General features: G+C 70.4%; 6 protein-coding genes. 2 read left to right on the forward strand and 4 right to left on the reverse strand.

What is annotated here, in order from left to right; genetic code table 11:
* Window positions 1–157: 157 nt before the first annotated feature.
* The 4 genes from dut to HC022_RS17780 are packed head-to-tail and all read right to left on the reverse strand — an operon-like array spanning window position 158 to window position 3,611.
* Entirely contained in the window at window positions 158–613 is a 456-nt protein-coding gene (dut, locus tag HC022_RS17765) for a dUTP diphosphatase (protein ID WP_167453319.1), read from the reverse strand.
* Between the two features lie 38 nt (window positions 614–651).
* Complete coding sequence (gene coaBC / locus HC022_RS17770) at window positions 652–1,860, reverse strand: bifunctional phosphopantothenoylcysteine decarboxylase/phosphopantothenate--cysteine ligase CoaBC (protein WP_167453320.1); 1,209 nt, start codon at window positions 1,858–1,860, stop codon at window positions 652–654.
* 57 nt (window positions 1,861–1,917) lie between these two features.
* Window positions 1,918–2,718: a ChaN family lipoprotein gene (locus HC022_RS17775; protein ID WP_368484691.1), complete on the reverse strand. Its 801-nt coding sequence runs from the start codon at window positions 2,716–2,718 to the stop codon at window positions 1,918–1,920.
* Window positions 2,719–2,732: 14 nt separating this feature from the next.
* Window positions 2,733–3,611 carry an RNA polymerase factor sigma-32 gene (locus HC022_RS17780; protein WP_167453322.1) on the reverse strand — a complete coding sequence of 293 codons (879 nt, stop codon included), beginning with the start codon at window positions 3,609–3,611 and terminating at the stop codon, window positions 2,733–2,735.
* Between the two features lie 254 nt (window positions 3,612–3,865).
* Between HC022_RS17780 and HC022_RS17785 the strand changes: the two genes are divergently transcribed.
* Together HC022_RS17785 and HC022_RS17790 are read left to right on the forward strand one after the other, a co-directional pair.
* Entirely contained in the window at window positions 3,866–4,732 is an 867-nt protein-coding gene (locus HC022_RS17785) for a glutathione S-transferase family protein (RefSeq protein WP_167453323.1), read from the forward strand.
* Between the two features lie 118 nt (window positions 4,733–4,850).
* Window positions 4,851–5,800, forward strand: a 950-nt coding sequence (locus HC022_RS17790; RefSeq protein WP_167453324.1) for an ATP-binding protein, incomplete at its 3' end; no start/stop codon positions are given.

Here is a 5,800-nt window from a genome sequence, read left to right on the forward strand (position 1 = left end):
GTCGCCTGCCGCAGCGGGTGGCCGTCCGGCAGCAAAAGATGCAGCGCCAGCACGGCGACGTAGAGCAGCGCAAGCATGTAGCCCCGCGCCGAGCGCGAGGCGCCCATGACCCAGCCCAGCCCCCAGATCGCCGCGGCAAGCGCCAGCACCACCAGCATCAGCCGATGCCCGTCGAGCCGAAGCCGCCCGCGCCGCGCACGGTCTCGGGCAGTTCCTCGACCACCTCGAACCCGGCCTGCACCACCGGCGCCGCCACCATCTGCGCGATGCGGTCGCCATGGGCGATGGTGAAGGGCGCGTCGCCCGCGTTCATCACGATGACGCCCAGCGGGCCGCGATAGTCGCTGTCGATGGTGCCCGGCGCGTTGGGCAGCGTGATGCCGTACTTCAGCGCCAGCCCCGAGCGCGGGCGCAGCTGCACCTCCCAGCCCTCGGGGATCGCCAGCCGCAGGCCGGTGGACACCAGCGCCCGCTGCCCCGGTGCCAGCTCGATCCTGCCGCGATCGGCGAGGTTGGCCCGCAGATCGGCACCCGCCGCGCCCTCGGTTGCGTAGACCGGGAGGCCCAGCGACCTGTCCGCGCCCTCGTCCCACTGCACCGCGATGGAAACCATGTGCCCCTGCCCTTTCATCTTTCCGTGGATTTCTGACGTCACTCTGCCGCAGGCGCGCCCAGCGCCGCGGCAATGCGCTGCGCCAGCCGTTCGGCCACAGCGCGCTTGCCCATCCGTGGCCAGGCCTCGGATCCGTCGTCCGAGATCAGCACCACCGCGTTCTCGCTGCCGCCCATGATTCCCGTCGCGGGGCTCACGTCGTTGGCGAGGATCCAGTCGCAGCCCTTGCGCAACCGCTTCGCGGTGGCATGGGCCACCACGTCGTCGGTCTCGGCGGCGAAGCCCACCACCAGACCCGGCCGACCCTCGGGGAGTTGCGACACTTCGGCGAGGATGTCGGGGTTCTCGGTGAACTCCAGCACCGGGAGCCGCCCCGCCTGTTTCTTGATCTTGCTGTCCGAGGCCGTGGCCACGCGCCAGTCCGCCACCGCCGCCGCGAAGACCGCCGCGTCGGCGGGCAGCGCGCCCAGCACCGCAGCGCGCATCTCGACCGCGCTCTCGACCTCGATGACCTCAACGCCCGTGGGCCGCGCCGCGTCGGCGGGGCCGGTCACGAAGACCACCTCGGCCCCGAGATCGCGCAGTGCCGAGGCAATGGCCGTGCCCTGCGCGCCCGACGAGCGGTTGGCGATGTAGCGAACCGGGTCGATGGGCTCGTGCGTGGGGCCCGAGGTCACCACCACGCGGCGCCCGCGCAGCGGCCCGTCCGCCAGCGCCCGCTCGACCGCGGCGAGGATCTCGTGCGGCTCGGACATGCGCCCGGGCCCGAATTCACCGCAGGCCATGTCGCCGTCGTCCGGGCCCACCACCGTCACGCCATCGCTCCGCAGCAGGGCGAGATTGCGCTGCGTCGCCGGGTGCTGCCACATGCGCACGTTCATCGCGGGCGCGATCATCACCGGCGTATCGGTGGCCAAAAGCAGCGTCGAGGCAAGATCCCCCGCGAGCCCCTGCGCCATCTTCGCCATCAGGTCCGCGGTCGCCGGCACCACCAGCACCAGGTCGGCCACGCGCGAGAGCTGGATGTGCCCCATCTCGGCCTCGCTGGTAAGATCGAAGAGCGCGCGGTGGGCCTTCTCGCCCGCCAGCGCACCGACGGACAGCGGTGTCACGAATTGCTCGGCGGCAGCGGTCATCACCGGCGTCACCGCCGCACCGCGCTCGCGCAGGCGCCGGATCAGTTCCAGCGCCTTGTAGGCGGCGATCCCGCCACCGATGATCAGAAGGATGCGTTTGCCCGACAGCATGTCGCCCGCCTTTCCCAACCCAAGCTGCCCTACTGTTACGGCGCGGGCCGGGAAGACTCAATTGGCTGGCGGCTTCTCGAAGGCCTTGCAGGGGTCGTCACGCTCGACACCGGCGGTTTCCTCGACCTGATCGAAGCTGCCGTCCGGCCCCTCGGAGCCGGTCTCGCCCTGCCCCAATGCCGCAACGGTGACCTCGGGCGCCGCGCGCTTGAGCAGCGCAGGCGCCCCCCAGTCTGTGCGGGCATGGCCGTTGCCGGTGATCACCACCACGGGGCCTCCGTGCATCGACAGCGCCTCGAGCGCGGTCTCGGCCAGCCGCGCGTCGCGCAGGCGCTGGATGCCCACCATTGTGGGAAGCGTCTCGAGCGGCAGGCTGTCGCAATGGGCGGCCATCTGCATGGTCTCACGCATGGCCTGCTCTTCCGGGGGCAGCGGCTCGTCGAGGCCGTAGAAGCCCGCGCTCGGCCCGAACACCCGGTCGAGCGACTCGCCCGAGACCCGCCGCGCTTCCTCGCGCGGGAGCTGGGCGCCGAAGATCGCCGCCCCGGGGGCCGCGGTGAAGATCGGGAAATACATCGAAAACTCCGGCCAGCCGGAGTTTTCCCAGTCGAGCTTCTCGGCCAGCCCCGCCTCGTTCTCGAGATCTTCGGGATGGATCAGCGCCGACTGGTCGGTGGTCAGCATCTCGAAGACCAGCGCAACCGGCTTGAGCTCGGCGACCAGTTCGGCCTGCCGGGCATGATGAGCCGGGTTGTCGTGGACTTCGCCGAGGAAAATTACCTGGGCGTCGGAAAAATCGCCCTCGTCCGCCAGAACGGCGGACGCGGCGAAGCACGCTGCGAGGAGCGGTGCGATCAAGCTGGAATTGCGCATCATGCGAGGAAGTGTTGCACCTCGCGCGACTGCGCTTCAAGCGACTTCCGCATCTTGGCGAAGGCCGCGGCCTCGAGCTGCCGGACTCGCTCTTTCGAGAGGCCAAGTTCCTGCCCGAGGCTCTCGAGCGTGCGGGTCTCGTCGCGCAGCTTGCGCTCGCGCACGATGAAACGCTCGCGGTCGTTCAGGGCCGACATGGCAACCACCAGCCACTCGCGCAGCTGGGCATTGTCGAGTCGGCCTTCGACCACGCTGGAGCCCTGCTCGCCGTCATCCTCAAGCGTGTCGATCCACTCGCGCCCATCCTCGTCCGAGGACTGCGTAGCGTTGAGCGAGAAATCCGAGCCCGAGAGACGGCCTTCCATCATCTCGACATCCGAGAGCGGCACGCCGATCTCTTGGGCGATGGCGGCGTGCAGCATGCGACGCTCGAGGGTCTTGCCCTCGGCGGCTGCCTCGCGCTCGAGCCGCGCCTGCACCCGGCGCATGTTGAAGAACAGGGATTTCTGCGAAGAGGTGGAGCCGGTGCGCACCATCGACCAGTTGCGCATCACGTAATCCTGGATGCTGGCCTTGATCCACCAGACGGCATAGGTCGAGAAGCGCACCCCCCGGTCGGGGTCGAACTTGTCGGCTGCCTTCATCAGGCCCAGCCCTGCCTCCTGCACGAGGTCGCCCATCGGCGCGCCATAGCGCTTGAACTTCGACGCCATGGAGATCGCAAGGCGCATGTAGGCGTTGATCAGACGATGCAGTGACGCCTCGTCGCGCTGGTCGCGCCAGGCGTAGGCAAGGCGCAGCTCGGTCTCGGCATCCAGCAGCTCGGCCTTCATGGCGCGGCGGGACAAGGTCTGGTCGTTGAAGGTCTCGGTGTTCATCGGCATTCCCCGTCGTCGTTGCTCAGGACGGCGTTTTCCGCCGTGTTTCGCGACCCCGTCCCGAACGGTGCCACATGATCTGAACGCCCCTAGTCCGGAAAAGGTTTCCGGCAACGGGCACTTTTTTGGGAACTTGCCCGCCGCGCATGACCCCCGCATGACGGAGGGTGATGCCCGGCCCCACAAATCGGAATTTCCGCGGGCGCGAGATCCGCGCTAAATCGCTGGAAACACGCTGATCGAGGGAGCGGACGATGGGCGATTGCCTAATTCTCGGGGACTACACCTACTCCAGCTGGTCGCTGCGCGGATGGCTGCTCATGGAGCGCTTCGGCCTTCCCTTCTCGGTCCAGAACATCACCTTCCTTCACGGCCCCGTGGCCACGCAGGTTGCCAGGATCGCCCCTGCCCGGACCGTCCCGGCGCTTGTCACCGAGGACGGAACGGTTATCTGGGACAGCCTCGCCATGGCCGAGGAACTGGCCAGCCGCCATCCCGAGGCCGGGCACTGGCCCTCGGATGCGGCGGCGCGCGCCACCGCCCGCAGCATGGCCGCCGAGATGCATTCGAGCTACGGCGCCCTGCGCGAGCAATGCCCGATGAACCTGCAGGCGGCCTACACGGGCTTCACGCCCTCGGAAGAGACCCTCGCCGATCTCGCCCGGATCGAGGCGCTCTGGGCCTTCGCCCGCGGGCGGTTCGGCGATGGCGGGCCGTGGCTCTTCGGGCGCTACAGCGCGGCGGACGCGTTCTTCGCCCCGGTCGCGGCGCGCATCGCGGGCTACGGACTCCCGGTGGGAGCCGCTGCGGCAGGTTACGTGGCCGAGCACCTCGCCGACCCGGCCTTCCGCCGCTGGCGCGCCATGGGCATTGCCCGGGGCGAGCACCTACCGTGGTACGACCGCCCGCATGACAAGGGCGAGTGGCCCGGGCCCGCGCCGCGTCCCGCCCGCGCGGTCGAGACCGGCACGCCCGAGAACGCCGCCTGCTCCTATTCCGGCGAGCCGGTCACCGACCTGCTCGAGATGGACGGCCGCGTCTTCGGCTTCTGCAACCCCTTCTGCCGAGACATGACCATGGTCGACCCGACGGCCTGGCCCGCCTTCACCGCCCTTCTCTGAACGGAGGCCTGCCCGGCGCGGGCGGCACCGCCCCCCTCGCCGCGCCGTCCGGTGTCGTTAACGATTGGCTAACCATCTGTCGCGCATCCTCCCGTGATGCCTGACGATGAGGTGGGAAGTGGTCGCGCATGCCTACACCGTGGCCTTCGAGGGGGTCGACGCGCGCCCGGTCGAGGTGCAATGCGCCGTGACTGCGGGCGTGCCCGGCTTTGCCATCGTGGGCCTGCCCGACAAGGCGGTCTCCGAAGCGCGCGAACGGGTGCGCGCAGCGCTCAGCAACATGTCGATCGCGATGCCCTCGAAGCGCATCACCGTGAACCTCTCGCCCGCCGACCTGCCCAAGGAGGGCTCGCATTTCGACCTGCCCATCGCGCTGGGGCTGCTCGCCGCGCTCGAAATCCTGCCGGGGGACGAGATCGCGCGGACCATGGCGCTTGGCGAGCTGGCGCTCGACGGCACGCTGGTCGCCGTGCCCGGCGCCCTGCCCGCCGCGATGACCGCCGCCGAGACCGAGCGCACCCTGCTCTGCCCCCGCGACTCGGGGCCCGAGGCGGCCTGGGTCGGCGACTGCCGGGTGCTGGGCGCGCGGACCCTTGCCGACGTGGTGCGCCACTACACCGGCGACGCGCCCATCGCGCCCTCCGAGCCCGGCGAGATCCCCGCCCCCGGCCAGCTGCGTGACCTGCGCGACGTGAAGGGGCAGGAACGGGCCAAGCGCGCGCTCGAGATCGCCGCCGCCGGACGCCACCACCTGATGCTGGTGGGAGAGCCGGGCTCGGGCAAGTCGATGCTCGCCGCGCGCCTGCCGGGGCTGCTGCCCCGGCTGAGCCCGCGCGAGGCGCTCGAGACCTCGATGATCCACTCCCTGGCGGGGCTGCTCTCCGGGGGCGGGATCTCGCGCCTGCGCCCCTTCCGCGAGCCGCATCACACCGCCTCCATGGCGGCGATCATCGGCGGCGGGCGCGGCGCCAGACCGGGCGAGGTCAGCCTCGCGCACAACGGCGTGCTGTTCCTCGACGAGCTCCCCGAATTCCCCCGCGCCGCGCGCGAGACCCTGCGCCAGCCGGG

The sequence above is a fragment of the Salipiger sp. HF18 genome (assembly GCF_011806505.1).
Lineage (GTDB): Bacteria > Pseudomonadota > Alphaproteobacteria > Rhodobacterales > Rhodobacteraceae > Salipiger > Salipiger thiooxidans.